At 56.2% G+C, this 3,560-nt stretch carries 2 rRNA genes; both read right to left on the bottom strand.

Annotated features, from left to right (window positions below):
* Positions 1–8 precede the first annotated feature (8 nt).
* Positions 9–125 (bottom strand): 5S ribosomal RNA (rrf, locus tag Ani05nite_RS40650).
* Between the two features lie 94 nt (positions 126–219).
* A 23S ribosomal RNA gene (locus Ani05nite_RS40645) occupies positions 220–3,332 on the bottom strand.
* Positions 3,333–3,560: the final 228 nt, after the last annotated feature.

The raw sequence follows: 3,560 nt of genomic DNA, 5'->3' as shown, positions 1-3,560 counted from the left end.
AACGTTAAGTCCGGCGGCGTCCTACTCTCCCACACCCTCCCGAGTGCAGTACCATCGGCGCTGGAGGGCTTAGCTTCCGGGTTCGGAATGAGACCGGGCGTTTCCCCTCCGCTATAACCACCGAAACAGCTGCCAGCAACAACAAACAAAACCCAAGTGTTTCGGGTTGTTTGTAAGCTGTGAATCGCACAGTGGACGCGGTCGAACATCAAGTTTGGTGTAGTTAAGCCCTCGGCCTATTAGTACCGGTCGACTGAACCTATTACTAGGCTTACATCTCCGGCCTATCAACCCAGTCGTCTAGCTGGGAGCCTTACCCACTCAAGGTGGTGGGATACCTCATCTCGAAGCGAGCTTCCCGCTTAGATGCTTTCAGCGGTTATCCCTTCCGAACGTAGCCAACCAGCCGTGCCCCTGGCGGGACAACTGGCACACCAGAGGTTCGTCCGTCCCGGTCCTCTCGTACTAGGGACAGCCCTTCTCAAGTATCCAACGCGCACGGCGGATAGGGACCGAACTGTCTCACGACGTTCTAAACCCAGCTCGCGTACCGCTTTAATGGGCGAACAGCCCAACCCTTGGGACCTGCTACAGCCCCAGGATGCGACGAGCCGACATCGAGGTGCCAAACCATCCCGTCGATATGGACTCTTGGGGAAGATCAGCCTGTTATCCCCGGGGTACCTTTTATCCGTTGAGCGACACCGCTTCCACACGCAAGTGCCGGATCACTAGTCCCGACTTTCGTCCCTGCTCGACCTGTCAGTCTCACAGTCAAGCTCCCTTGTGTACTTACACTCAACACCTGATTGCCAACCAGGCTGAGGGAACCTTTGGGCGCCTCCGTTACCTTTTAGGAGGCAACCGCCCCAGTTAAACTACCCACCAGACACTGTCCCTCGACCCGATCAGGGCCGCAAGTTAGATACCCAAATCCAACAGAGTGGTATTTCAAGATTGCCTCCACCCGAACTGGCGTCCGGACTTCACAGGCTCCCACCTATCCTACACAATTACATTCGGATACCAATGTCAAGCTATAGTAAAGGTCCCGGGGTCTTTCCGTCCTGCCGCGCGTAACGAGCATCTTTACTCGTACTGCAATTTCGCCGGGCCTGTGGTTGAGACAGTGGGGAAGTCGTTACGCCATTCGTGCAGGTCGGAACTTACCCGACAAGGAATTTCGCTACCTTAGGATGGTTATAGTTACCACCGCCGTTTACTGGCGCTTAAGTTCTCCGCCTCGCCCCGAAAGGCTAACAGGTCCCCTTAACGTTCCAGCACCGGGCAGGCGTCAGTCCATATACATCGTCTTACGACTTGGCATGGACCTGTGTTTTTAGTAAACAGTCGCTTCCCCCTGCTCTCTGCGGCCATACCACGCTCCACCCGCAAGGGGCTTCACGCGTCCGGCCCCCCTTCTCCCTAAGTTACGGGGGCAATTTGCCGAGTTCCTTAACCACAGTTCGCCCGTCGCCTCGGTATTCTCTACCTGACCACCTGTGTCGGTTTGGGGTACGGGCCGCTCGGAACATCGCTAGAGGCTTTTCTCGGCAGCATAGGATCACTGACTTCACCTGAATCGGCTCGGCATCACGTCTCAGCCTCAATGTGTCACGGATTTGCCTATGACACGGCCTACACGCTTACCCCGGCACAACCACCGGCCGGGCTCAGCTACCTTCCTGCGTCACCCCATCGCTTGACTACTACAAACCAGGTTCCCAGGCTCACCACCACAAGTCCGAAGACCGCCGGCAGCTCACGTGGTTAGCACAGTAAGGTTCATCATGGGCGCTCCTTTGCGGGTACGGGAATATCAACCCGTTATCCATCGACTACGCCTCTCGGCCTCGCCTTAGGCCCCGACTCACCCAGGGCGGATTAGCCTGGCCCTGGAACCCTTGGTCATCCGGCGGAAGGGTTTCTCACCCTTCATTCGCTACTCATGCCTGCATTCTCACTCGTGCAACCTCCACGGCTAGGTCACCCTGCCGCTTCACCGGTAGCACGACGCTCCCCTACCGACCCACACACCTGCACCCCCACCCAAAGGAAGGAGCGGAGTTAATATGTGAGTCCCACAGCTTCGGCGGTGTGCTTGAGCCCCGCTACATTGTCGGCGCGGAACCACTTGACCAGTGAGCTATTACGCACTCTTTAAAGGATGGCTGCTTCTAAGCCAACCTCCTGGTTGTCTATGCGACCCCACATCCTTTTCCACTTAGCACACGCTTAGGGGCCTTAGCTGGTGATCTGGGCTGTTTCCCTCTCGACTACGAAGCTTATCCCCCGCAGTCTCACTGCCGCGCTCTCACTTACCGGCATTCGGAGTTTGGCTGATTTCGGTAAGCTTGTAGGCCCCCTAGACCATCCAGTGCTCTACCTCCGGCAAGAAACACACGACGCTGCACCTAAATGCATTTCGGGGAGAACCAGCTATCACGGAGTTTGATTGGCCTTTCACCCCTAACCACAGGTCATCCCCCAACTTTTCAACGTTGGTGGGTTCGGTCCTCCACGCAGTCTTACCCACGCTTCAACCTGCCCATGGCTAGATCACCCCGCTTCGGGTCTAGAACATGCGACTCAAACGCCCTCTTCAGACTCGCTTTCGCTACGGCTACCCCACACGGGTTAACCTCGCCACATGCCACTAACTCGCAGGCTCATTCTTCAAAAGGCACGCCATCACCCCAACAAGGAGGCTCTGACGGATTGTAGGCGAACGGTTTCAGGTACTATTTCACTCCCCTCCCGGGGTACTTTTCACCATTCCCTCACGGTACTTGTCCGCTATCGGTCACCAGGAAGTATTCAGCCTTACCAGGTGGTCCTGGCAGATTCACGGCAGATTACAGGAGTCCGCCGCTACTCGGGAACACCACAAGAAGGCCACACATTTTCGTCTACCGGGCTCTCACCGTCTACGGCCGACTTTCCCACGTCGTTCGACTAACATGCGACTTTATAACTTCTCATCACACTGTCAGATGCGATAAGTGGGTCCCACAACCCCCATGACGTAACCCCTGACAGGTATCACACGCCACAAGTTTAGGCTCAATCCGCTTTCGCTCGCCACTACTCACGGAATCACTATTGTTTTCTCTTCCTACGGGTACTGAGATGTTTCACTTCCCCGCGTTCCCCCCATACACCCTATGAATTCAGATGCAGGTGACACCACATGACTGGTGCCAGGTTTCCCCATTCGGACACCCTGGGATCATAGCTAGGTTGACAGCTCCCCCAGGCCTATCGCGGCCTCCCACGTCCTTCATCGGCTCCTGGTGCCAAGGCATCCACCGTTCGCCCTTGACAACTTAACCTACAGAAAACAAGATGCTCGCGTCCACTGTGCAATTCTCAACCAACAACCAACCCACAACCCTCACGGTCTCCCACCAAACCCCCGACACCAGGCTCACACCCGACCATCGAAGCGGTATAAGAAACCAGGCCATGCCTGGATAGTTCTGAAACAACAACCCATCCCCACCACAGTGGAGGCGCCGGCGAACCGGCCCAGTTGTTCTTTCAGGACCCAACAGGGTGCT

The sequence above is a fragment of the Actinoplanes nipponensis genome (assembly GCF_016862275.1).
Classification (GTDB): domain Bacteria; phylum Actinomycetota; class Actinomycetes; order Mycobacteriales; family Micromonosporaceae; genus Actinoplanes; species Actinoplanes nipponensis.
The sequence above is the reverse complement of the archived record's forward strand: the minus strand, read 5'-3'. Positions and strand labels throughout refer to the sequence as shown.